General features: G+C 58.1%; 25 protein-coding genes, 1 tRNA gene and 1 pseudogene. 18 read left to right on the top strand and 9 right to left on the bottom strand.

Annotated features, from left to right (window positions below; genetic code table 11):
* The first annotated feature begins 60 nt into the window (after positions 1 to 60).
* Positions 61 to 2,256 carry a tetratricopeptide repeat protein gene (locus tag KDX39_RS13060; RefSeq protein WP_231660641.1) on the top strand — a complete coding sequence of 732 codons (2,196 nt, stop codon included), beginning with the start codon at positions 61 to 63 and terminating at the stop codon, positions 2,254 to 2,256.
* Positions 2,256 to 2,987 (top strand): DUF3142 domain-containing protein, encoded by a 732-nt coding sequence (locus KDX39_RS13055; RefSeq protein ID WP_231660640.1) that lies wholly within the window; start codon positions 2,256 to 2,258, stop codon positions 2,985 to 2,987. Before KDX39_RS13060 ends, KDX39_RS13055 begins: the two co-directional genes overlap by 1 nt.
* Here the strand turns inward: KDX39_RS13055 and KDX39_RS13050 are convergent.
* The gene (locus KDX39_RS13050; protein ID WP_231660639.1) at positions 2,978 to 3,535 is read right to left on the bottom strand and encodes a cysteine hydrolase family protein; all 558 of its coding nucleotides are present in this window, start codon (positions 3,533 to 3,535) and stop codon (positions 2,978 to 2,980) included. The two genes, KDX39_RS13055 and KDX39_RS13050, sit on opposite strands and share 10 nt — an antisense overlap.
* Before the next feature lie 147 nt (positions 3,536 to 3,682).
* Between KDX39_RS13050 and KDX39_RS13045 the strand changes: the two genes are divergently transcribed.
* The 4 genes from KDX39_RS13045 to KDX39_RS13030 all read left to right on the top strand — a co-directional run bounded on the left by KDX39_RS13045 (position 3,683) and on the right by KDX39_RS13030 (position 5,565).
* Positions 3,683 to 4,432: a 3-oxoacyl-ACP reductase family protein gene (locus KDX39_RS13045; protein ID WP_231660638.1), complete on the top strand. Its 750-nt coding sequence runs from the start codon at positions 3,683 to 3,685 to the stop codon at positions 4,430 to 4,432.
* Positions 4,433 to 4,632: 200 nt separating this feature from the next.
* Positions 4,633 to 4,722, top strand: a tRNA-Ser gene (locus KDX39_RS13040).
* A 294-nt stretch (positions 4,723 to 5,016) separates the two neighbouring features.
* Complete coding sequence (locus KDX39_RS13035; RefSeq protein WP_231660637.1) at positions 5,017 to 5,241, top strand: hypothetical protein; 225 nt, start codon at positions 5,017 to 5,019, stop codon at positions 5,239 to 5,241.
* A 78-nt stretch (positions 5,242 to 5,319) separates the two neighbouring features.
* Positions 5,320 to 5,565 (top strand): hypothetical protein, encoded by a 246-nt coding sequence (locus KDX39_RS13030; RefSeq protein WP_231660636.1) that lies wholly within the window; start codon positions 5,320 to 5,322, stop codon positions 5,563 to 5,565.
* Here KDX39_RS13030 and KDX39_RS13025 read toward each other — a convergent pair.
* The gene (locus tag KDX39_RS13025; RefSeq protein ID WP_116830799.1) at positions 5,557 to 5,787 is read right to left on the bottom strand and encodes a hypothetical protein; all 231 of its coding nucleotides are present in this window, start codon (positions 5,785 to 5,787) and stop codon (positions 5,557 to 5,559) included. The two genes, KDX39_RS13030 and KDX39_RS13025, sit on opposite strands and share 9 nt — an antisense overlap.
* A gap of 107 nt (positions 5,788 to 5,894) precedes the next feature.
* On the opposite strand from KDX39_RS13025, the gene KDX39_RS13020 reads away from it, so the two are divergent.
* Positions 5,895 to 7,139 carry a DNA-methyltransferase gene (locus KDX39_RS13020; protein ID WP_231660635.1) on the top strand — a complete coding sequence of 415 codons (1,245 nt, stop codon included), beginning with the start codon at positions 5,895 to 5,897 and terminating at the stop codon, positions 7,137 to 7,139.
* A gap of 41 nt (positions 7,140 to 7,180) precedes the next feature.
* On the opposite strand, the gene KDX39_RS13015 is transcribed toward KDX39_RS13020, so the two are convergent.
* Entirely contained in the window at positions 7,181 to 8,809 is a 1,629-nt protein-coding gene (locus KDX39_RS13015; protein WP_231660634.1) for a methyl-accepting chemotaxis protein, read from the bottom strand.
* A gap of 286 nt (positions 8,810 to 9,095) precedes the next feature.
* Here KDX39_RS13015 and KDX39_RS13010 point away from each other — a divergent pair.
* The 5 genes and pseudogenes from KDX39_RS13010 (at position 9,096) to KDX39_RS12990 (ending at position 13,091) form a co-directional block, all read left to right on the top strand.
* Positions 9,096 to 10,883, top strand: a pseudogene (locus KDX39_RS13010) (DNA cytosine methyltransferase).
* Complete coding sequence (locus KDX39_RS13005) at positions 10,775 to 11,368, top strand: hypothetical protein (RefSeq protein WP_231660633.1); 594 nt, start codon at positions 10,775 to 10,777, stop codon at positions 11,366 to 11,368. Before KDX39_RS13010 ends, KDX39_RS13005 begins: the two are co-directional and overlap by 109 nt.
* A 16-nt stretch (positions 11,369 to 11,384) precedes the next feature.
* The gene (locus KDX39_RS13000; RefSeq protein WP_331462080.1) at positions 11,385 to 11,633 is read left to right on the top strand and encodes a hypothetical protein; all 249 of its coding nucleotides are present in this window, start codon (positions 11,385 to 11,387) and stop codon (positions 11,631 to 11,633) included.
* A 9-nt stretch (positions 11,634 to 11,642) separates the two neighbouring features.
* Positions 11,643 to 12,233: a site-specific integrase gene (locus KDX39_RS12995; RefSeq protein WP_231660631.1), complete on the top strand. Its 591-nt coding sequence runs from the start codon at positions 11,643 to 11,645 to the stop codon at positions 12,231 to 12,233.
* Between the two features lie 66 nt (positions 12,234 to 12,299).
* Positions 12,300 to 13,091, top strand: coding sequence for a hypothetical protein (locus tag KDX39_RS12990; RefSeq protein ID WP_231660630.1), 792 nt, complete (start codon positions 12,300 to 12,302; stop codon positions 13,089 to 13,091).
* 145 nt (positions 13,092 to 13,236) lie between these two features.
* Here the strand turns inward: KDX39_RS12990 and fliB are convergent, their stop codons facing one another.
* The gene (gene fliB / locus KDX39_RS12985) at positions 13,237 to 14,403 is read right to left on the bottom strand and encodes a flagellin lysine-N-methylase (RefSeq protein ID WP_231660629.1); all 1,167 of its coding nucleotides are present in this window, start codon (positions 14,401 to 14,403) and stop codon (positions 13,237 to 13,239) included.
* Positions 14,404 to 14,560: 157 nt separating this feature from the next.
* Here fliB and KDX39_RS12980 point away from each other — a divergent pair, with 157 nt between their 5' ends.
* On the top strand, positions 14,561 to 14,929 hold the full coding sequence (locus tag KDX39_RS12980) for a c-type cytochrome (protein WP_231660628.1): 369 nt from the start codon (positions 14,561 to 14,563) through the stop codon (positions 14,927 to 14,929).
* A gap of 57 nt (positions 14,930 to 14,986) precedes the next feature.
* Here KDX39_RS12980 and KDX39_RS12975 read toward each other — a convergent pair whose 3' ends face one another.
* Positions 14,987 to 15,151 carry a DUF6021 family protein gene (locus KDX39_RS12975; RefSeq protein WP_184323224.1) on the bottom strand — a complete coding sequence of 55 codons (165 nt, stop codon included), beginning with the start codon at positions 15,149 to 15,151 and terminating at the stop codon, positions 14,987 to 14,989.
* A gap of 149 nt (positions 15,152 to 15,300) precedes the next feature.
* Here KDX39_RS12975 and KDX39_RS12970 point away from each other — a divergent pair, with 149 nt between their 5' ends.
* Positions 15,301 to 15,708, top strand: coding sequence for a DUF4124 domain-containing protein (locus KDX39_RS12970; protein ID WP_231660627.1), 408 nt, complete (start codon positions 15,301 to 15,303; stop codon positions 15,706 to 15,708).
* A 3-nt stretch (positions 15,709 to 15,711) separates the two neighbouring features.
* Here KDX39_RS12970 and KDX39_RS12965 read toward each other — a convergent pair whose 3' ends face one another.
* Complete coding sequence (locus KDX39_RS12965; RefSeq protein WP_231660626.1) at positions 15,712 to 16,026, bottom strand: EthD family reductase; 315 nt, start codon at positions 16,024 to 16,026, stop codon at positions 15,712 to 15,714.
* 172 nt (positions 16,027 to 16,198) lie between these two features.
* Between KDX39_RS12965 and KDX39_RS12960 the strand changes: the two genes are divergently transcribed.
* From KDX39_RS12960 to KDX39_RS12950, 3 genes are all read left to right on the top strand, one after another.
* Complete coding sequence (locus tag KDX39_RS12960) at positions 16,199 to 16,492, top strand: DUF6388 family protein (RefSeq protein WP_099228964.1); 294 nt, start codon at positions 16,199 to 16,201, stop codon at positions 16,490 to 16,492.
* 99 nt (positions 16,493 to 16,591) lie between these two features.
* The gene (locus KDX39_RS12955) at positions 16,592 to 17,281 is read left to right on the top strand and encodes a crotonase/enoyl-CoA hydratase family protein (protein WP_231660625.1); all 690 of its coding nucleotides are present in this window, start codon (positions 16,592 to 16,594) and stop codon (positions 17,279 to 17,281) included.
* Between the two features lie 125 nt (positions 17,282 to 17,406).
* The gene (locus KDX39_RS12950) at positions 17,407 to 18,378 is read left to right on the top strand and encodes a magnesium and cobalt transport protein CorA (RefSeq protein ID WP_099228966.1); all 972 of its coding nucleotides are present in this window, start codon (positions 17,407 to 17,409) and stop codon (positions 18,376 to 18,378) included.
* Positions 18,379 to 18,460: 82 nt separating this feature from the next.
* Here KDX39_RS12950 and KDX39_RS12945 read toward each other — a convergent pair whose 3' ends face one another.
* Positions 18,461 to 19,189, bottom strand: coding sequence for an amidotransferase (locus KDX39_RS12945; protein WP_231660624.1), 729 nt, complete (start codon positions 19,187 to 19,189; stop codon positions 18,461 to 18,463).
* 685 nt (positions 19,190 to 19,874) lie between these two features.
* On the opposite strand from KDX39_RS12945, the gene KDX39_RS12940 reads away from it, so the two are divergent.
* Positions 19,875 to 20,249 carry a rhodanese-like domain-containing protein gene (locus KDX39_RS12940; protein ID WP_099228968.1) on the top strand — a complete coding sequence of 125 codons (375 nt, stop codon included), beginning with the start codon at positions 19,875 to 19,877 and terminating at the stop codon, positions 20,247 to 20,249.
* An 87-nt stretch (positions 20,250 to 20,336) separates the two neighbouring features.
* Here the strand turns inward: KDX39_RS12940 and KDX39_RS12935 are convergent, their stop codons facing one another.
* Positions 20,337 to 21,167, bottom strand: coding sequence for a transglutaminase family protein (locus tag KDX39_RS12935; protein WP_099228969.1), 831 nt, complete (start codon positions 21,165 to 21,167; stop codon positions 20,337 to 20,339).
* Positions 21,164 to 22,123, bottom strand: a complete 960-nt coding sequence (locus KDX39_RS12930) for an alpha-E domain-containing protein (RefSeq protein ID WP_004880946.1) — start codon at positions 22,121 to 22,123, stop codon at positions 21,164 to 21,166. The genes KDX39_RS12935 and KDX39_RS12930 overlap by 4 nt, the downstream gene beginning before the upstream one ends.
* Positions 22,124 to 22,133 lie beyond the last annotated feature (10 nt).

Genomic DNA, 22,133 nt, shown 5'->3' with positions numbered 1-22,133 from the left:
CAGGATGCAGGCGCTGAGCTACTATCGGCAGCGCTCGCACCCTCGACTAAAGGACTTCTCATGCGTACCCGGTTGCTGACCGTTGCAGCGGTCATGGTGGGCTCTGCCCTTCTCAATCAGGCCAATGCCAGTGGCGACGATTCCTGTTACCCATCCTGGACGGTGCTCAAGGAGAATCTGGATGCGTGCAGCAACCTGCCATTCCTGAGCCCGGGCAATGACAGCGAGGTGAATCTGCGCCTGCTGTTGGCCGACAAGGGGCTGAACACGTTCCAGTTGTCAGGCGAGAAAAATCTGGAGCGGGACGAGGGTTTTGGCGCAGTGCCGTTCTCGCTGTTTCGCTTCGGCACGACTGACCTGGCGATGGCTGCAGACAACGTTGAGGACGTACAGCCCGGCGAGCCAACGCCTGCGGCGGCGCAATCATCACTGACAGCCATGCTCGAAAAGCTCGGGCTGACGCGCGCCGTTACTCCGGCGGCAGGTGATGAGTTCCTGTCCGGCGAAGGGAGTCGCTGTCGCAGCAACTCCGATGAAAGTGCCCAGTCATTTATCAGCCAGGTGCTGGCCAGCAAAGACGTGACCGATGCCGAACGCAAGGCACTGGCAGACAGCCGCATGCAGATGCTGGGTGCCTGCACCTGGGACGCAGACACACGCGAAGCACTGCAACCGAAAGCGGTCGAATCCGTTACCGGCAAGGCGTTCGCCACTTACCTGCGCGCCGCCAGTGCCTTCTACAACGGCAATTTCGACGAAGCACTGACAGGCTTCACCGCGCTGTCGGACAGCCCACAACCCTGGCTCAAGCAAACCGCTGTGTACATGACTGCCCGTACGAAACTGAACAGCGCTCAGGAGGACATGTTCGACGAGTACAGCCAGCTGCAGCGCGACAAGGTCGACAAAGCCGCGCTCGCAGACGTCGAAACCTCCTTCAAACGGTATCTGGACAGCTATCCCGACGGTGATTACGCAGATTCGGCCCAAGGGCTTTTGCGGCGGGTGCACTGGCTAGCGGGCGATGACGTGAAACTGGGCGAGGATTATGCCTGGCAGCTTGAACAGCAAGGCAAAGCGTCGGCTGACCTTGAGCCAATCGTTATCGAGATGGACCGGGCCGTACTGGGCAGCGACAGACAAAACCTGCGCACACCCTGGATGTTGGCGATCACCGATCTGATCCGCATGCGCGAAACATCGAGCCCCAGATTGAGCGAAGCCGATCTGAAAACCCAGGAACCGTTGTTTGCCGAGCAACCTGAGCTCTATCGCTATCTGCAAGGCGCACTTGCGCTGTATGTCCTGGATAACCCGGACCAGGCCCTTGAACACCTGCCTACTGAGCTGCCCGAGCACCTTGACTACCTGACGTTCAGCCAGCATCTGCTGCGGGGGCTGGCGTTGCAGACTCGCCAGGATTTCAAGGGTGCACAGACGCTGTGGCTGGAAATGCTGCCCCGCGCCACTCAGCCGCTGCAACGCGAACAACTGGAACTGGTGCTGGCCATGAGTTTCGAACGCGACGAACAACTCTCCAGAGTGTTTGCTGCCGACTCGCCGATTCGCTCCGCCAAAGTGCGTTATATATTGCTCAGCCGTGTTGCCGATGCCGACCTGCTGCGCAGGCAGACGACTCAAGGCCTGACCGAGACCGAGCGCAATGCAGCGCTGTTCGTCCTGCTGTACAAAGACCTGATGCGCAACCGATACGCAGATTTTGCCGAAGACCTGAAACGCCTCCCGGAAAAACTGCCGGAAGACAAGCTCGGTTACGCTTTGGGCTACACCTATGAAAAAGGTCCCTCGCTGAGCCTGTTTCAATGGCCGGGGAGCAAAGCCGAATCCGACTACACCTGCCCCGCTGTCGTGCAGACAGCCGCCGCGCTGAATCTCGACGCCAAAGACCCCAAAGCGCTGAACTGCATGGGCGAGTTCATCCGGGCCAACAGCCTGGACGGCATGCCGCTGGACAGCAAGCGCAACGCCGATACTCTGGGCGGCAGCGCACCAGGCTTCAGCGGTGAAGTGTTTTCACGACTGGAAGGCTACAAGGCCGTCATCGGTAACCCGAAGGCGCCGCGTGACGAAAAGGCTTACGCGCTCTATCGAGCGGTCAACTGCTACGGCCCCTCGGGTTATAACACCTGCGGCGGCAAGGAAGTCGAACCCTCTGTGCGCAAGGGCTGGTTCCGCCAGTTGAAAAAGGACTTCGCCAGCACCCAATGGGGCCAGACCCAGCAGTACTATTGGTGATGCGCCCAAGGCTCCAGCACTGCCTGGCCCTGCTTTGTCTTTTGACGTTCGGGCAGGCAGACGCTGGGGTCAAGGCTGAAGAGTACGATGCTTTCTGGCTGTGGGCGGGCGTCAGGCCGCAGCCAGTGATGGATCAGGCAAAAACCCTGTATGTGCTGCAAGGCCAGGTCAGCACTTCGCGCCGCGATCCGCAGCAACGTGTCAGCTTCATTGCGCAAGGCATCTCGGTCACGCGCTTGCCGCAGGAGCACGTGTGGCTGGTCTACCGCGCTCACACCCTGCGCTGGCCGGAGTCTGTCTACCGGCAACTGCTTGGTCAGGCTCAGCGCTGGAAGGCATCCGGCACCCAAGTGATCGGCATCCAGATCGACTTCGACGCCCGTACCCGCTACCTGAACGAGTACGTGGATTTCCTCCGCGATCTGCGCAAGCGCCTGCCTGAAGACTATCGATTGAGCATCACCGGCCTGATGGACTGGAGCAGCAATGCCGACATCACCGCTATCGGCGAGCTGAAAGGCATGGTGGACGAGGTCGTGGTGCAGACCTATCAGGGCCGCCACAGCATCCCGGATTACGCTGCGTACCTGCCCCGCCTCGGTCGTCTCGGCCTGCCGTTCAAGGTCGGCCTGATTCAAGGCGGTGACTGGCAGGCACCGGGCTATCTGAGCGATAGCCCATGGTTCAAGGGTTACGTGGTTTTCCTGCAGAATCCCCCGACTCAGCGCTGAGAGAGAATCTGCGCCGTGGACAGTACCGTGGCGTATTCGCCGTGCAGATTGGCCAGTGACATGGCGTGCACCTCTTCGGCACTGCGCGGCGTGCCGAAAAAGTCTGCCTGATCGAAGGTAAAACAGGCGTCGTGCGCAACAATCACTTCGAACCCCAGATTGCCTCCGCTGCGTGCAGTGGATTCCACCGAGTTGTTGGTGACAACGCCTGCGATCACCACCTGCCTGATCCCGTCGGAACGCAGCCACATTTCCAGAAACGATCCGCAAAAGGCATCAGGCACTTGCTTGCTCAGTTCCCGCTCGTCCGCGTGCGGCACAAAGGCTGGCTGATATTCCACGCCGGACTGCTCGGGCCAGAACACCGAAGAAGGCGACGTAGAGAAATGCCTGACGTGAAATACCGGACGTCCGGCGTCCCGCCACGCTGACAGCAACTCGGCCATGCGCTCTTCGGCCTGCGGGTTGTTGCGCCGCCCCAGCTTGGGGTGGTTGATGCCCTGTTGCATGTCGATCAGGATCAGCGCGCTATCGGGATGAACGCCCATCAGGGTTGATTTCCTTGAAATTCTAGCTTGCGACAGTAGTCCTAACCTGCGCTCGGTTCCAGTGCGGTATCAGCCGCCAGACAGCTTATTGCGACTACGCTGTCTACGCACCTCCATTTTCCGTCGCCCCCAACACTGGAGAACACCATGATTCAGCATCCGAACCTCGCCGGCAAAGTCGCCTTCGTTCAAGGCGGCTCTCGTGGTATCGGCGCAGCCATTGTCCAGCGCCTGGCCAAGGAAGGCGCCGCCGTGGCCTTCACCTATGTCAGCTCCGAAGAAGCTGCGCTGGAGATTCAGGGCAGCATCACCGCCAACGGCGGCCGCGCACTGGCCATTCGGGCCGACAGCGCCGATGAAAAAGCCATCCGCCAGGCGATTCAAGCCGCAGCTGAAAACCTCGGCGGGCTGGATATTCTGGTCAACAACGCAGGCGTGCTGGCCATTGCCCCTCTAAACGAATTCACCGTGCAGGACTTTGACCGAACCCTGGCCATCAACGTGCGCAGCGTGTTCATCGCCAGCCAGGAAGCCGCCCGCCACATGGGCGAAGGCGGACGCATCATCAACATCGGCAGCACCAACGCCGACCGCATGCCGTTTGCTGGCGGTGCGACGTACGCCATGAGCAAATCAGCGCTGGTCGGCCTGACCAAAGGCCTGGCACGCGACCTCGGCCCGCAAGGCATCACCGTGAACAACGTCCAGCCCGGCCCGGTCGACACCGACATGAACCCCGCGCACGGCGAATTCGCTGAAAGCCTCAAAGCCATGATGGCGATCCCGCGTTACGGCAAGAGCGAGGAAATCGCCAGCTTCGTCGCCTACCTCGCCGGCCCCGAAGCGGGTTACATCACCGGCGCCAGCCTGACCATCGACGGAGGCTTCGGCGCCTGAGTGCAGCCATCGAACGACACCACTGGCTGGCCCGGCCTTCTCATAAACCCCGGAGCCAGCCAGCCTGCGCAGACCTTTCAGCGGACAGACCGTGTTTTTCCGCTTAACCGCATGAAAATTCTGAAAAAAAGTTTTGCGTTCCGAAAAGCTTTCGACTACATTAGCGCGCCTCGACAGACACAACGTTGTCAGCGAGATACGGTGAGGTGTCCGAGTGGCTTAAGGAGCACGCCTGGAAAGTGTGTATACAAGAAATTGTATCGAGGGTTCGAATCCCTCCTTCACCGCCATATTCTATAAGCATTAAGGCCCTGATTTTCCTAGAGAAAGTCGGGGCTTTTTTGTTTCTGATGGATCGGATAGGACCATTTTAGGACCAAAACAGCGCTTTCCAGTCCGCCCCATACCTACCTACACCATCCCTGGCGTCCTGCCAACGAAAAAACCAATCCTCTCAGCTTCAGCCATTTCAACTTGCGCCCAGATCCGGGCCGCGTCGATGATCTCCAGGGTATCAGCAGCTGGTCGTCATCCATTTGCCCGGCCGCGCGCGCATCGTGCGATAGCGCAATGACCTTCGACCGGTGCGCCTCAGGATCAACCAGGAACGCGCCACGGTCCTCGATCTCTCGCTTCAGGTCGGCCAGTATCCCTTCATCTATATGCATGCCCTACTCCACCCTGCACCACCACGACTGAGAATACAGAGCGCCGTCTATCTCTTCGACGCCAGTCAGATTCATGCCGTTGGACGCCATACCGGCAACCCTGACATCAAGTACCCGGCGCAACGGATCTTCCGCAAGTGAGGCGCATGCATTCCCGCGCCAATCAGCGCCGCCGCCCTCTTCAACTCAACATCCCACCCAGCGGGCTCAAGGTGAATCATGCGAAAGACGCCAGCTCAACACTCGAAAGATTACAGGGATCGTCAAAAGGCAGATGCGGAACGACTCGGGATTGAAAAGGTGACCATCAGCCTGGCGTCAGGTGTGAAGGCGGGGATGGCGGCGGCGATGAAGCGAAACGGAATCAACAGCCCGCAGGAAGCTTGGCAGAACCTGGGGCTGTATTTCATTCGCGCCAGCACCGAAGAACAGGATCGGATGCTGAAACCTGACGCGTCAGTTTGAGGGCTTTTCTACTTTCGAGGCCGTTATCGTCCTCGCATTTGGCGGGTATATCGACATGCTGTCTGACACCTCGTGAGTGGCGACAACTTCGCCGGCCGCATTGAGCTCGTCGTACCAGTAGATGTCTGTATCCCGACCGCGCCTTGATCCTAGAGCCTTCATTCCCGCATCAACCAGGGTATGCCCTTCCGGAAGGGTGATTTTTTTGAAGTGTTCTTCCATCGTCAATTTTCCTTTTGTCCGGCTCCATGCCGGTCATCATCCATAGCTCACCCCCAACCAATTTGCCACCACCGGACACGGAGGGCGGCGCATGCCTGGAATTCGATATGAGCCAGCTCCACCAGATGCTGGTAGGCGACTGCATCGACATGATGCGCACGCTGCCAGATGAAAGCGTGCATACGTGCGTGACCAGCCCACCCTACTATGGTCTGCGCGACTACGGCGTAGAAGGACAGATTGGTCATGAGGAAACCCCTGCCGAGTTCATCGACCGCTTGGTCGATGTGTTCCGCGAAGTGCGACGGGTGCTGCGTGCTGACGGCACGATCTGGGTGAACATGGGCGACAGCTATGCCACTGGCGGGCGTGGGGGTGGCGGGAGCTACATGGCAGAGCGTGGTGACGCAGCATGGAGGGGAAAACGTAGCGCAACGGGCTGGCGCTCAGCACCCGCCGGCTTGAAACACAAGGACTTGATGGGCATGCCTTGGCGTCTCGCCTTCGCGCTGCAGGAAGAAGGCTTGTATCTACGACAGGACATCATCTGGCACAAGCCCAACCCTATGCCGGAGTCAACGCGGGACCGCTGCACAAAGGCCCATGAGTATCTGTTCTTGCCCAGTAAGTCGCGGCGGTACCACTACGACAGCGATGCAATCAGAGAGCCCGCCAACCTAACCGGCAAGGGAAACGCCAACGGGTACCGTGGCGGGGCCTACGTGAACGGTTCTACCTTCGACAATGCAGAAGGCGGCAAGCGAACCAGTTCTGGCAACACGGTACCGAACAACGGTGTCGGCTGGGGTCACGGCACAGACAAAGCCTCGCGGAACCGCCCGCGGGTGACGGTACCGACCGGCTGGGATACGTCCACCGGCGAGGGTGGCCACGGGGCTTTTCACAAAAATGGCGCTGAACGGAAGCGGCGGGACAGCTTCAAGCGTGAGGAATCGAAGCGCGAGCAAGCCATTCCCGGCCAATCAAAAGGCACACACCGGCCTGACCGGGATGAAAGCACCCACGACACAGCGACGCGCAACAAGCGCAGCGTCTGGACCGTGGCGACCCACGCATTCAAGAAAGCACACTTCGCAACCTTCCCGTCTGACCTGATCAGGCCATGCATTCTGGCCAGCGCGCCGAGAGGCGGCGTGGTACTTGACCCATTCGGCGGTGCCGGTACCACGTCTCTGGTTTCGATGCAGGAAGGTCGCCGCTCAATCATCTGCGAGCTGAACCCAGAGTACGCGGCGCTGGCACGTGCCCGGATCGACGCGGCCTGGATGGATGGCGCTGCGCAGATGGATGTGTTTCACGATTCAACGCCGGCGGCGAAATTACCCTATTAATAAAAAGCCCCGCATTGCGGGGCAAATATTTGGAAAGGAGCCTACATGCGGAACTGGGCGACCAGGCGATTCAACTCAACAGCTAACTTGGTCAATTCAGCTGTCGCGATGGCCGTTTGAGTAGACCCTTCAGAAGATTGATTCGACAGGTCTCGAATGCTCACCAAGCTGCGGTCCACCTCCCTGGCAACTTGGGCTTGCTCTTCCGAAGCCGTTGCAATCAGTGCATTTCGCTCTGTGATGTTGTCGATGGACTCGGTGATTTCGACCAAGGCAGATCCTGCGCCATGAGCAGTATCAAGCGTTTTCTGAGCTTGCGCGTTCGTGTGGCTCATTGCGGAGACAGCAGCTCCGGTGCCCTTCTGTATCGAGCTGATCATTTGCTCGATCTCGCTAGTGGACTGCTGGGTGCGATGGGCCAATGCTCGAACCTCGTCCGCTACCACCGCAAATCCACGACCAGCCTCACCTGCTCGAGCAGCCTCGATTGCAGCGTTCAATGCGAGAAGGTTGGTCTGCTCAGCGATCGCACGAATGACATCAAGCACCTTGCTGATGTCTGTAGCCATCACAGCGAGCCCTTGAACCTCTTGGGTTGCGTCTTCAACGCTCCCAACCATCAGACTGATCGCCTCGACTGTTTGATCTACTCGTGCGCGACCAGAAACTGCTGCAGAATTTGAACGGGTTGCAGCCTCGGATGCTGCCGAAGCATTCCTGGCGACTTCCTCTACTGCGGCGCTCATCTCAGTAACCGCCGTCGCTGCCATTTCGACTTCGTTGTTCTGGCGCAGCATGCCTTTGCTTGCATCCTCGGTGACTGCATGCATTTCCTCAGCCGTCGAAGCGAGCTGATTTGAGGAATCGGAGATTGACGAAAGTGTCGTACGCAATCCGCTTTGCATAAGTTTCAAGGCCATCATCAGTTGGGCCACTTCATCGTGTCCTTGAGGCTCTATGATTTCGGTCAAATCGTTTTTGGCAATACGCTCGGCTATGAGCAAAGACTGGCTAACAGGGTATGTGATGCTACGGGTGTACATCAGCGCAAGCATTATCGCTGCGATCGTGCTCGCCGCTATAAACCCTCCGACAATCAGCTTCGTGTCCTCATAAATATCAGTAGCTTCATCGCCGGCCTTTTTCGCTTTAGCGTTGTTCAGCTCAATCAGACTCTTCATGAGTTGTTCTACGGTATCAGCAGACTGCTTCATTGCCCCACTGGACAGCTTAACGGCTTCGTCAATATTTGCTGCAGCGATCAGGGCCAAATATTGGTCTTGAAGGATTTGATATGCAGAATAGGCTTGGGATAGCTCTCCGAAAAGTTGCTTGCCCTTTGGTGTCACTATTAATGGCTGCAGTTTCGAAATTAAATCCTGTACTGCCTGTTTTGATCTTTTCACGTCTTCCAATGCAGCGGCTTTGCGATCGGCAGGTTCAATAGGATTGCGCAGTCTGGAATTGCTACCTCTGATACTCACGAACTCACGGTCCATTGATCCCACGAGCGAGATGCTTGGTACCACGTTCGTTTCGACGAATTTTTCGGAAGCATTCAAGCTTGACGCCTGCCTAAGTGAAATAAGTCCTAATGCGAGGATCATCAGACAGAACAGTCCGAAGCAGACGGCGGATCGAGGGGCGAGATTAAGTTTGCGAAGCATCATATCGAGAACTCCAGGTCATGTTCCCCTATGTCGTCAAGCAAGCCATTCACCACTACCGCCGTCCGTCGGGTATAGGCAGTGTTCCCCGTAAATACAGGGTGTGGACAGTCGAGACTGTTGTAACCGTTTGTTTCCCGTAACCTAAACACCCTGAATGCGACGTTCAGCCCAGATATTGTGTTGATTCGCCAGTGAGCCAATGTGAATTGGTCCGAGAGGCAGCAGGTCGAATACCTCTTCCTAAACCCACTTCAACAACTTCACGCCACCTCGGCGAGGATGAACTATGTCCGCTCACCAGAAGAAACACCCTCTTGGCCCCGCAATGTCGCTCGGCCTGCCATTCGAAAAAGAGCTGGTCGTTGATCTTTTCGCGGGTGGTGGCGGCGCGAGTACCGGCATTGCACGGGCGTATCGCGAGCCTGATGTGGCCGTAAACCACAACCCAATTGCCTTGGCCGTGCACCGCGCCAATCACCCACAGACCGCTCACTATGTGGCTGACGTCTTCGAGGTTGATCCGGTGCTGGCAACTGGCGGGCAGCCGGTGGGCATCCTATGGGCTTCGCCTGACTGCCGCCACCACAGCAAGGCCAAGGGCGGCGCGCCGCGTGATCGCAAAGTGCGTGGCCTGGCGTGGGTCGTTATACGATGGGCATTCGCCACCCGCCCGCGCCTGATGTTCCTGGAGAACGTCGAAGAATTTTGCGATTGGGGCCCGGTCGATGACGAGGGGCAGCCGATCAAATCGGAAAAGGCCGAACGTTCCGAGCATTCATTTCGGCACTGAGCACCGGGCTTCCAGCGGATCACCCCGACATGCCTGAAATCATGGAATCAATAGGCGAGTTCGTGCAGATGGCAAGCCTTGTGCGCGGCCTCGGATACAACGTTGACTGGCGGGAGCGAATCGCAGCGAACGCAAACGCTCCTACAATCCGCAAACGCCTGTACCTGGTGGCTCGTAGCGATGGCAAGCCGATTGTGTGGCCAGCGCCCGTTAGACGCAAAAAGCCGGTCGGCAAACAGTTGCCGTGGCGTGGTGCTGCGGAGTGCATCGACTGGGGCAACGTAGGCAAGACAATTTTTCGTGACAAACCAATGGCTGCAAACACCATGCGCCGCGTTGCGAAAGGCTGCTGGCGCCACGTGCTTACCAACGCCACGCCATTCGTAGTGCCGATGCGTGGCACGTCGCCGTCGCATACCAGTTCGCACGGAATGGACGAAGCCCTTTCTACAATCAGCGCGGGCGGCACGCATCACGCGCTGGTTCAACCCGCGCTGGCTCCATTCCTTACTGAATGCGCCAACGGTTCATCCCAACGCAACTTCGACGCACAGGAGCCGTTTCGCACGCAGGTGGCCCAGGTGAAGGGCGGTCATTTTGCAATGGTTGCCGCCCACATGACGGCGTTTGGTCAGAACGCTATAGGTCGCTCGCCTGCGGAGCCAATGCAAACAGCCTTGGCTGGTGCCACACGTCACGGAATCGTGTCAGCGTTCTTTGAGCAGGCCAACAGAGGTTTCTACGACGGCGACGGCCGATCCGCCAATGGATCCGCTCTCGACCGTGTGCCAGTCCGGCGCAAATCAACGCCTGGTCAGCTCCTACCTGATGAAGTACTACGGCAACGAGAAGGACGGTATCTCGCTCACTGAGCCAATGCACACACTGCCCACGAAAGACCGGGTTGCGCTAATTGAGGTGGTGCAGGTTCCAGACACGCTCACGCCAGAACAAATGGAAGGTGCGCGCCGCTGCGCAGCGTTCATGCACGATTACCTGCCTGAGCACTTCAAAGACCCAGCTGAGTTAATCCTGGTCGGCGGTTACGTCCTGGTCGATATCACGCTGCGCATGCTGCAGCCGCCTGAGCTGAAGCGGGCACAGGGCTTTCCAGAGAGCTACATCATCGACCGTGGTCTGTTCGTGGACCCTGAAACCGGCGCCGAGGAATCAGCATGGGCAAGCACCCAATACCCGACTGGCTACGATCCCAGTTCAGCCGCATCGAGGACGAAGTTCGCAAGCTTGGTCCCTGCGGCGTCTTCACGCAGATGCGTACCGTGACACAGACTTACTTTGAGCACGCCGCCGCAGCCCCTCAAACGCGAGCGCTCGGCGGGGAGCTAGTGGCCGAGATCATCCGCGACCTGTGCGAAACCGAACCAGACGAAAGTCCCAACGCCGTGCATGTCCGCATGGCTGAGCTGAAGGGGATATTGGATTACCGCCTCGCCCCGCTACAGGCCTACCTTGCCGAGCGCTGGGAGCAGATCGCCGAACTGAACTCAGAGGCAGTACAGCTCAAGGCCCGGAATGCTGAGCTGGACCAGCTTTCCCCCGAAGCACTCAGCGTAATGAAGGGCATGGTTGAGCACTGCATAAACGTCCGGGCCCGCATGGGTATGGATGAGGGTTTCAAATCTTTTGACCCGGATGAAGAGTATGACTTTGTGCATGAGCTGCGAGCCTTCGCCCTGTCCAAGCCGGCCGGGAGCGAGCAGCCGAAACTACCAGTCCAAGGCGAAACACGTCACAGCGAGATTTGGTAAGCAGAGAATCGCCGACGTGAACAAGAGCGATCTGGAGTTGTTCCAGGCACAACTGCTCAAAAGCGGACTGTCGCCAAAGACGGTGAACGACATTTTCACCGTCGTCCGTGGGGTTTGGGGCGATGCCTACGCCGACGGAGCCATTCGTTCTAATCCGCTCGAGCGCATCAAGAACATTGAGCGGGACGCAGATGATGACAGCGCGGACCCGTTCACCAGGGATGAGATGGAGAGGCTGAGCAAGATCAAAACCGCACGGCAGTAGGATATAAACATGATCCTGTTCGATTGCTGGGCTGGCCTGTCTGTGTCAGAGCTGATCGCCTTGGGGTGGGATGACGTGGATCTGGAGAGCGGCACGATCATGGTTCGACGTGCGCGAGTTGAGACGGAATACAAGATCCCGAAGGAGAAGAGTCGCGCCAGGCGCATGGAGCTGATTGATCCTGCCGTTCATTACCTGCGGGCTCAGCGCGCGATCACATTCGATCTGCCCTCAGTTACGATCGACGTCGTCCAGCGCGACAACATCACGGTGAAGCAGGAGGACATGCGCTTTGTGTTCCGGAACGGCCAGAGCGGCGAGCCGTGGCACGCGTCCAGCGTCGGCCGTTGGTTCGGCGGGCACCTGAAGTCTGTCGGCGTTCGGCATCGAGGGCCGAACCAATGTCGGCATACATTTGCCAGCCAGGCACTGTCGAGCTACGTGCCCGTTGAATGGGTGGCTCGACAACTGGGCCACACCGACACCACAATGGTGAAAAAGCATTACGAGCGATGGATACCCGGCGACACAAAGAGCCTTGCTGGCCTCGTCTCGCAGATGATGGGCTTCAGGCCCGACGATGCCGAAACAGCTCGCTGACGTTAGGACCATTTTAGGACCAAACGCCAGCCGCTATAGACCGTTACGCGCCAACTGAACACCGTAATGCCTAAGCTTTACGCGGCCTACAGCGGTATACGCGCATTGGTAGAAGGGTTCGAATCCCTCCTTCACCGCCATATTCGATACACGAAAAGCCCCGACCTTCCCTGCGAACGTCGGGGCTTTTTCGTTTGCGTACGGTTTTCATGCCAACCGTATGCCGTCATCAGCAGGCACATTGGTGAGATAACAAACCTGCTGTCCGAGAGGCTCGGGCCAGGCAAAAAGTGCGCAGACGCTTATCTCGTTATCATAGAGCCACTGGCCATAGGTCGTGGCGTGGCTCTCGGATTACTCTTTTCAGCCACGATCTACGGCATTCAAAAATTGGGCAAGAGCGATAACCAGAGCCGCCCGGCGAAGCGCGCTGCTCTGTATGCCGTTCCTCTGTCCGGCGCACTGACACTGGGGACGACCACAATACTGGCTTTCTCCGGTCCCGACATCGGTCTGTCGGCATTTGTTATGGCATGTCTGGTCGGGGCATTTCTGAGCATGCTCGCTGGCTGGCCAGTCTTGTGGTTTATCGAGCGCTATCTGAAGACGCCGCTGCGTTACATCGCGGGAGGTATTGTCACCGGGTTGCTGATTTGGCTGTGCTTTACCCTGGAAAACCTTGTCCAAGCCATGCACGCGATGTTGTCGGCAGGCGATCATGCCTTGCCGAAATCCTTCCTGGAAGGCGCGGTATTTTTCGCATTTACAGGCATGCTGGCGGGCATGGTTTGTACGGGAATCATTCTGGGCTGTGAGCGCCTCGGCTTGAATCGTCGTGGTTCCAGCCTGCGCCCATGAATATTGAACGAAGCCCCTGAATAGCAGGGGCTTTCGATTTTAACGGCAGAACGCCGTGGCACTGTGGGGCTTGCAGGTCACGAACCCTCGTCACCCAGCCGGGTGCGAGAGCTTTTCAAGAATCAGACTGGGGCATCCTGATAAATCAAGCCAGGTCAGTCAGCACCCGCAGGTATCCCAGGCCCTGCTCACCCAGTTTTTGCCTGAAGAACAGCTCTGCGCCTGTCGCCACGCTGTGGTTGGCGCTGCGACAGAAGCGGTAGACCAGATCGACAATCGCTTGCTCATCGGGCGCTTGCCGGGTGACCGGATCGCAGTGCACCAGCAGCAGACAGCGCAAGGCCAGAGTCCGCAGCGCCAGTGTGCATGCCCACTGACTCAGGCTTGTGCCGTAGTCCTGGCCATACGCGGTGGTCGAGATGAATGGAAAGCCGGTGCGGGACATCTCGGCGCAGACAAAGCGTTTCAAGACAGGCTCCAGGGTCTGCCCGGCCTGCCCGCCGGCCAGGTCCAGAAACTCGGTTTTAAGCCGCATGCCCTGAGGCTGATCACCTTGGGCCGGTGTGACGTCAACCGAGCGGATGACCTGCTCGCGCATCGCCTCTGTCACGCCTGGCCCGTTGAGCATCTGGATCAACACCACCATGACCGGATCGACATTCGGCGCCTCGCCCGAACCGGCAGGCGTCTGGTAATCCATGATCAGCCCGGGCAGTGCGTACAACCAGTCCTCACAGGCAATGTTTTCCAGCTTGAGCGCCAGGTCCAGCACCCTAAGCAAAGCGTGGCGGGTGGTCTGCTGGCTCTGAAGCACCAGCTCGTTCAGTTGCTGAACGACAGCGGCACGCTGCTCCGCATCGATGCCGGGGAAATCCTTGTCCGGATACGCAGAAAGCGTCTTGTCTTCCACCGTGACCTGCGCTGGCGCAAAGGGTGTCGCGCTTTTGAGGACCAGCCGCACGATTTCGGGACAGCTCATACTGGCCGATCCGGTCAGCGCGCCGTTGATACGCCGGTACATGCGCGGATAGATTCGGCAGGTGTCGGAAAGCGCATCTTCGCCGTGGGTCGCATGAACGGAGCAGCGCCCGTTGTCGAACGCCACGCAGTCGCCGTCGGTCTTTTTCATCCAGGTGCCGCCATCATCCTTGACTATCAGGTTAAGCAACTGGGGCAGTTTCTGATCCCAGAGCTCTACAGTCCTGGGCCCTACCGATACCGGCCAGACCTTGCAACAGTTGTCCTCGCAGCGCTCGGCAAGGCATGAGAATTCTTTGACGAACTGAAAGGTGCTGACAGCCTGCTGAGCCATGATCGTGTCCTGAACGATGAGATGGCAATGGGTGGTCAGGCCGGGCAACTGGTTCCATGCCGCATGCCGTGAATGACCGGAGGTTTCAGCGCATCAGTGACTGCGTTAGCATGCACCGCTTGAACATCAGGCTATGCAGACCCGCGATGGGAGATCGATGAAAAACACTGCGTTATTCCTGCTCGCGCTGGCGATACACGCGACTGCCCAAGGGGCTGGCGACGCAGAAGCCGGGAAGGCGGTATTCACCCGACTCTGCTCAGGCTGCCACAAGATCGGACCCGGTGCCCGTAGCGCCTTTGGCCCACCACTCAACGGCATCATCGGAAGCAAGGCAGGCCAGCATCCTGACTATGTGTACACGGACGCGATGAAAAACTCGGGCATCACCTGGACCCGCGAGCAACTCACCACTTACATCAAGGATCCGGGGGACGTCGTACCCGGCACGCGCATGAAGCTGTGGTGGATGGGTAACGACCAGCGTATGGAAGACCTGCTGGAATACCTCGACGCAAACAAATGATCCCCTGAAATGAAAAGCCCCCGAATCGCTTCGGGGGCCAGTATGTGTTCTGTCGACTTACTTGTCGGATTCGTAGGGCGGGTAATCGTCCTGGGTGCCGTGCTCCTTGGCAGGCGTTTTCGCGGGTTTGACCGGGTCAACTTGCGGATCGCCGGCATCCGGTGATTCGGTATTGAAATCCGGTTTGTCGGTACTGTTGTCACTTGGCTTGTTGCCAGTCATAGGCGCCTCCATAGGGTTAAAACATACAACCTGTTCTTCAGAGGCTTGATTGGCTCAGGCGTGCGACGGGACTGACGAACGGAGCTGGCACGAACACTTTGCGCCGCGCACAAGGGCTGGTAGCCTTGTGCCACTCACGGAGGATGACGATGAAAAGGCTTTCAATGTTGCTCGCGATCACGGCGGCGGCGGGTTCAGGCATGGCGCACAGCGAGATCTTCAAATGCACGTCGGCGCAGGGCCATGTGAGCTACGCGGCCATTCCCTGCGAGGGCGCGGCAGAGACTGCGATTCAACGGCCCGGTCCGCCGAAAATGCTGCGTCAGGGCGAACCGGTCGACCATGCCCACAAGGTCAATCTGAAGGCCACTGAATACCTGCAAGTCAGCGGCCGCGCCAAGGTCAACGTGTACGAAACGGAAAGCTATAAAGCTTTTCAAAGAAGTCATCTACCGCCGCCAGGCGTACCCTCACAATGCCAGAGTCCGCGCTATGACAGTCAATGTTTCGATCCGTCGGGCGGCGCTTCATTCGCAAAACCCGGACCTGACCATTGAGCCTTACTCAGCCCTGACCTCACTGATCTGCACGAGTGGAATCAGGTCCGTGTAGTTGATGATGTCGGCATCGATCCGCTCCTGATGCGGCCCCATGCCGGCCTGGAATGCCTCAATCGAATCGCAGTAGATGTGGCACATGCCGATGTAGACCGGCGTGGAGCCTGGCGTTGCACCGCCCAGCCCCTTGTCCACGCTGTAGCGTTTGCAGTGCTCGCCCATCAGAGACTGCACCAGCGGCATGTGCTGGTCGCGATAGTAGTCGTGGTCGAACCGGGCACCTTCCTTGTAGGGGTACAGCACGCTGACTTTGATCATGTCGATATTCTCCAGGTGGCAGGTAAATTTGCGTTGGCACTCTACCGCGATACGCACGGCAAAGTGTTATGACACCACTGGCAGGTATTTCTCCCTTCCCGCACAATCACGCTGTTTGGCCGGCCTGCGATGCAACAGGTTACGGCCGCCCAGTCAGATCGAGGAACACTGCATGAACGCTCTTGAGTGGAACGAAGCCGCCCTGGCGAAATACCTCTCGACCCACCCCACACTGAAAGATGAGATCAGCCAGCTCAGCGTGGCCGAACAGAAGCAGCAGCTTCAGTGGGCCTTTGAAGATGAAGCTGAAAGCCAGGGGATCGAGCCATGGGAGCTGGCGCTGGAGCTGATCGCCGAATCACCGGAACAGCTCAAACAGATGCGTCTGGAAGCCCATGCGCAGGTTGCCGAGGCGCTGGGCATGGACTGGGACGAGTACTGCGAGCTGAACGATATTCAGGTGTAACCGGTGTTTCAGCAAAAATGAGTGACCCGCCAGTCAGCGCTTTACCTGTCCAGCGCGGGTGCGTAACGTCTGCTCACTTCAATAAAAAGGAATCGCGTCATGAGTGATCTGGTCTCGTACCATCTGGACGATGGCATCGCCACGCTGACCTTGAACAATGGCAAGGTCAACGCCATTTCCCCGGACGTCATCGCCGCGTTCAATGCCGCGCTGGATCAATCCGAAAAGGATCGGGCAGTGGTGATCGTGACCGGTCAGCCCGGCATTCTCTCGGGTGGCTACGACTTGAAAGTCATGACGTCCAGCCCCGAAGCGGCCGGCAGTCTGGTCACGCAGGGCTCGACTCTGGCCCGACGCATGCTGTCGCACCCCTTCCCCATCATTGTCGCGTGCCCCGGCCATGCCATCGCCAAGGGCGCGTTTCTGCTGTTGTCGGCCGATTATCGTATCGGTGTCGAAGGGCCCTTCAATATCGGCCTGAACGAAGTGCAGATCGGCATGACCATGCACCATGCAGGGATCGAACTGGCCCGTGATCGCCTGCGCAAATCGGCATTCAATCGCTCGGTCATAAACGCCGAAATCTTCAACCCTGAAGGCGCCATGCAGGCGGGCTTTCTGGATCAGCTGGTCAGCGTCGAAGCCTTGTCCGAGACAGCACGCACGGTTGCCACGCAGTTGAAGAAAATCAACATGAACGCCCACGGAAAGACCAAGCTCAAGACCCGAAAAGCGTTTCTGGACACCCTGGACGCGGCCATCGAACTGGACAAAAAGAGTTTTGTTTGAGGCCACCGACAAGCCCGCGACTGCGGGCTTTTATTTGCCGGCGAACTCATCCGCGTTTGATTAATCTGATCAGCTACCGCGCATTCCCTCTTGCGCCACAGCCATATTGAAGAAGCGATAGCACCATGGGTCGAGTTGTTGCAGCCGCGGTTTACAGCAAAGGCAAAAAAGTTACCGATATCACACTGGACGAAGGCGCAGCCTGGGCCGCCAAGCCCGGTCACTTTGTCTGGATCGGGCTGGAGCAACCCAATGCTCAGGAACTGACCAGCCTGAAGGAACAGTTCAACCTGCACGAACTGGCGCTGGAAGATGCGATGGAAGTTCACAGCCGTCCGAAGCTGGAGACCTTCGGCGATGCGCTGTTCATCGTGACTTATGCTCCGGTACGCGACAACGGCAAGTTGCTGTTCATAGAAACCCATATTTTCGCAGGCAAGGGCTATGTCATCACATCCCGCAATGGCCACTCCAAGTCCTACGGACTGGTGCGCCAGCGTTGCGAAGCACGGCCGCTGCTGCTGGAACACGGCGAAGACTTTGTGCTGTATGCCTTGCTGGACTTCGTGACCGAGAACTATCAGCCGGTCACCGAAGCTATTCACGCTGAACTGGAAGTGCTGGAGCAGAACGTCCTGGGTGGGTCGTTGCGCGAAGCGGATATTCAGCACATTCACGCGTTGCGTCGCGATCTGCTGAGAATGCGGCGTTATGTGGCGCCAATGGTGGAAGTGGGCGAAGAGCTGCAGAAGCTCAGCTTTCCCTTCATCGACAAAAACATGCGGCCTTACTTTCGGGATGTCGAGATTCACGTCAAACGGCAGATGGAAGACCTGGGCAACCTGTGCGACATCGCCAGCCAGACCATCGAGATCGGCCTGCTGCTGGAGTCCTCACGACAAAGCATCGTGCAGCGCAAGTTTGCCGGCTGGGCAGCCATTCTGGCCTTTCCGACGGCGATTGCAGGCATTTACGGTATGAACTTCGAGAACATGCCCGAGCTGACCTGGCACTACGGTTACTTCATCGTGCTGGGCGTGATCGTCGGAGGATGTTCTGCGCTGTTTGCCAGTTTCAAACGGTCGGGGTGGCTGTAACACTGAAGGTCAATGCTCGGATATTGGCGTGGGAGGCATGGCGAGGCCTCCCGCGGCCCTTCATTTGCTGAAAGAACTCAGCTCACAACGCCGCCGCATCCGGCTTGTGCGCCACGAACCGCATCATCCATTCGGCTACCGTCACGCCGTGGTGGTCGTGATCGAGACTGGCCACGCCCTTTTGATAGATCTGCTCACCCAGCGACTCCTGGCGGATGTCGAGCAGGGTCCGCGAGTAGTCGTGAATGAATTCCGGATGCCCTTGGAAACACAGCACCTGATGGTTGATGTGATACGCCGCAAACGGGCAGAAGTCGCTTGAAGCAATCACGGTGGCGTTATCGGGCAAGGTGGTGACCTGATCCTGATGACTGATCAGCAGCGTCAGCTTGTCCACGGCTGGCGTCATCCATGGCGCGGCGGGTGCCAGTTGGTAATGATGAATGCCCACGCCCCAGCCTTGAACGGCACGCTCGGTCTTGCCGCCCAGCAATAGCGCCAGCAACTGATGACCGAAGCAGACACCCAAAAGCTTGTCGCCGCGCTCATACAACGTGAGCAGGTACGCTTTCAACACCTGAATCCACGGATCGCTGCCAAACGAATCGGCCTTGCTGCCGGTCACCAGATAGGCATCGAAGCTGTCGTCTTCGGGAGGATAAATGCCCTGCATCACGTTATAGACTTCAAACTCTGCGGCAATCGGCTGGCGAGCGAACAGCAGCTCGAACATGTGTCCGTAGCCCTGATACTGCTCGACCAGTTCCGGGCGCAAAATGTCGGTTTCCAGAATGCAGATGCGTAACGGCATATAAATAGACCTGAAACAGTAGTGGGCGACAGCGCAAGCGAGCAGCCTGCCTTGACAGCCCCTGCAAATCAAGCGGCGCTTCGCAGACCTGAGTGCAACTGAAACGGTACAGCCACGCGAGAAGGCAGAAAATGTCTACGCCTACCCCCCGCTGGAAACAAACAGCTATAACCTCCTGAACAGAGACTGTAGGAGCTTTCCGACCCGGACGAACGGTAGAAAGTCTGTCATCGGGCGTGAGGTGTCTAGTTAAGGGCTGTAAGCCGAACAGCCCTCGCACTGATAACCATTTAATCGAAAAATTCCTGTTTAAATTCCCAACCGATCTAAAGCGTCGGGCACGCGACCTCTAAGGTTAAGTCTGTAACAGGACGGCGCGATAAAACACAGTTCTGCGTCAGGTTGCGGTCATTTGATCGAACCCGCCTGTTCAAGGCCTGCACCTTTGCCAGCTGCCGCATTACCGCTCATGTACCGGTCAGCTTTTGTCGCTCGGGAATAACAACAAAAGGCAGTCAGCCATGTTTAAACATTCGAAAGTACGTCAGGCGGGTCTTATCGTCTTCGCCACCACTCTTTTATTGATTCTGCCGAACCTGAATCGACTGTTCGGCTAGTCAACTTGCGCTATCGAACTGCGCGCAACTATGCCACTCTTCCCACTCGAATGAAGGGAGAAAGGCCCATGCGCCAATGGATCGCGTTGTTCGTTGCCCTGACAGGCAGTCTTGCCGTACAGGCGGGCGAAGTGGATCAGGCTGCAGCCGTTGCGGCGTTGAAGGAAGGCAAGCTGGCAATGGATGTGCGCAGCCAGACCGATTACGACGCCGGCACTGTACTGAACGCCGTACGCGTCGATCAGGTACGCCTGGTGAACCAGATGAAGCTGGTGCTCAATGACAGGAACGCTGTGTTCGTCATTTTCAGCAGTTCCAATGAAAAAGCCAGTAAAGCGCAGGACAAGCTGATGAAGGCGGGTTATTACAGTGTGATCAATGGCGGCAACTATGAAGAGTTGCACAACGCGTTGTATGACATTACGGATGACCCGGCGGAATAATATTCACATGCGTGAATAACCCGCTTGAACATCAGGCCGTGCACCGTGGTGAGTGTACGGCCTGATATCAGGATCAGGTATTCGGAATCATTGATGTTGTGCCTGACCCTGAGCTCTGGCCTTGGTCTTAGGCACACTCACCATCGGCGACACCACTACCTTGGCGTGCATCTGCTCTGCCCCGCCTCCACGACGCATCCCGCGTACCGGACACGCATCGAGATAGTCCAGACCCACTGCCAGTTTCAAATGACGCTCGGGAATGGCCAGTTGATTGGTTACGTCGAAGCTGTACCACGCGTCATCTATCCAGGCTTCGGCCCATGCATGGCTGGACAGGTGATCGCTGTCTTCGCTGCACAGGTAACCCGAAACATAACGCGCCGGCACGCCCAGAGTCCGGGCGCAGGCCAGAAAGGCATGAGTGTGGTCCTGACAAACGCCGGAGCGTCCGGCGAACGCTTTAGCCGCGCTGGTATCGACTTCCGTCGCACCCTGCGTGTACGTCATATGCTGATTCAACGCCTGCATCAGATCAATCAACGCAGTGCGGTCGACCCGCTTGCCGCATTGCGCGGCCGCGAAGCTGCGAATGGCCTCATCCGGCTCGGTCAGGCGCGTCACGCGCAGGAACGGCAGCGGTGACTGGGTTTCGTGTTCGGCTTCACACGACGCGTCGATTTCGACCTGTCCGCGCGCGCCGATGATGATCGATTCATGAGGCTCTTCAAGGCTCAGGACGTGCAGAATATTGCCGAACGGATCGACTTGTGCACGCGCTTCGCGTGGCAGCGTCAACTGCCAGCTGAGCACTTTCTGACGCTCGCTGTCGTGGGGAGTCAGGCGCAGGTACTGGATACTGGAGCGCACCTGATCATCATAGTGATAGGTGGTTTCGTGGCTAATTGAGAGTCTCATGCAGCCTCCAGGTACGAAGTGTGGATAGCATCACCCAATTGGGCGAGCATCGGGATGAATTCGTTGAGCCATTCATGCAGGCCCTCATCCAGGATCTCGTCGATACTGGTGTAGCGCAAACGAGCATCCATCTCGGCCGCCATGCGCTGGGCAGGCCGGCCGTTGACGCCGGGCAGACTGGCAAGAATCAGGTCCATCTCTTCCAGACAGGCACGCAACGAGCGCGGAATGTCAGCGCGCAACAGCAACAGTTCGGCAACCTGGCGGGCGCCCGGTGCATCGCGATAAACCTCGGTATACGCCTCGAACGACGACAACGCACGCAACAACGCGCTCCACTGGTAATAACCGGCGGCGGAATTGTCAGCGGCCGCGTTGGCCTGAGGACCGCGCAGTTCAAGCATTTCATAACGCGCGTCGAGCATGCGCATGGTGTTGTCGGCGCGCTCGATGAAGGTTCCAAGACGAATGAAGCGGAATGCGTCGTTGCGCATGATGGTGCCGTAGGTCGCGCCGCGAAACAGGTGCGAACGTTCCTTGACCCACTCACAGAAACGGCTCATGCCGTAACGCGTCAGGCCCTGTTGGGCAATGCCACGGATTTCCAGCCAGGTGGAGTTGATGTTCTCCCACATGTCGGCGGTGATCCGGCCGCGTACAGCGTGGGCACTGGCACGGGCCGCACCCAGACAGCTATAGATACTGGCCGGGTTGCTCGCATCCAGAGCGAAGAAATGCAGCATGCGCTCGGCGTGCAACTCGCCGTGCCGCTCGATATAGGTTTCCAGCGTGCCGGTGATCAACAACGGCATGGCTATTTCATCCAGCCCGTCGCCGCGCCCGTCCTGAGGCATCAACGACAGCGAATAGCTCACGTCCAGCATGCGGGCGAGATTCTCCGCTCGCTCCAGGTAACGCGACATCCAGAAAAGATCCGAGGCAGTTCTACTTAACATTGGCAGGCAT

This window comes from Pseudomonas sp. CDFA 610, assembly GCF_021147865.1.
GTDB lineage: Bacteria > Pseudomonadota > Gammaproteobacteria > Pseudomonadales > Pseudomonadaceae > Aquipseudomonas > Aquipseudomonas alliivorans.
Note: the sequence above shows the minus strand (reverse complement) of the source record. Positions and strands in the feature narration are given on the sequence as shown.